General features: G+C 44.1%; 1 protein-coding gene. It reads right to left on the bottom strand.

The window, feature by feature from the left end:
* Window positions 1–802: substrate-binding domain-containing protein (locus R7093_RS24930; protein WP_318146980.1), on the bottom strand; the 802-nt coding region annotated here is incomplete at both ends.

Raw genomic sequence — 802 nt, 5'->3', positions numbered from 1 at the left:
TTTTAAGATAGCGTCTAGCTCAGCAGAACCACCGCCCCAGCCATTAATCATAACGTCTTCACGGCCAAGTTCAGACAGTGCTTCGACGGCACCTAACGCAACGTCGGTAGAACAAGCATAAATGAACTCGACATCTGGGTACTTTTTCAAGCTCGCTTTTGCAGCTTCATACCCGGACTGTTTTGTCGCTTTTGTATAGTAAGCAGATTGTAGTTCAAACTGACTGTCTTGGTTCACTTGGTAAATGAATGTGTTACCACGGATATCGCTAATGTAGCCTTCAGAGAAGTACAAAACGCTGTAATGGGTATTTTTCGGGAACTGCTTGCCAAACTCCACAGCGAGTTCGCGACTGCCTTCAGCGTGATCGAAACCGACGTACATAAAAGGCTGTCGAGTTTCCCATTCACGGACTGGCGTCGTGATATTTTGCAGGATAAGTTTGGTTTTGGTGGAATCTAAAACGTGTTCGACAAACTTACGATGTCGGGTCGTATCGAGTGTAAAAATTAAGTAGTCGGAATTGCTTTTCAGTGCTTCCATCAAAGAAAGGCTTTGTTGTTTGATATCGGCGTTTGGTCGCGTAAACACTTGATTGATTTGGTAATCAATATTGAGTTTATCTAAGCGCTTCTCAAACGCGTCGATGTTTCTTATCCAGTAATCGGAAATCTGCTGCCCTGGATAAACAACGGAGATTTTTAATGGGTGTCTTTTTTCAGGGGCAATAGGCACAGGATCGTCTCTCACGGCCGCAGCCAGAGCATCCGTTAAGTGTTTCTGTTCTGGAAATTCATTTAAG

This window comes from Vibrio sp. 1580 (assembly GCF_033340055.1).
The sequence above is the reverse complement of the archived record's forward strand: the minus strand, read 5'-3'. Positions and strand labels throughout refer to the sequence as shown.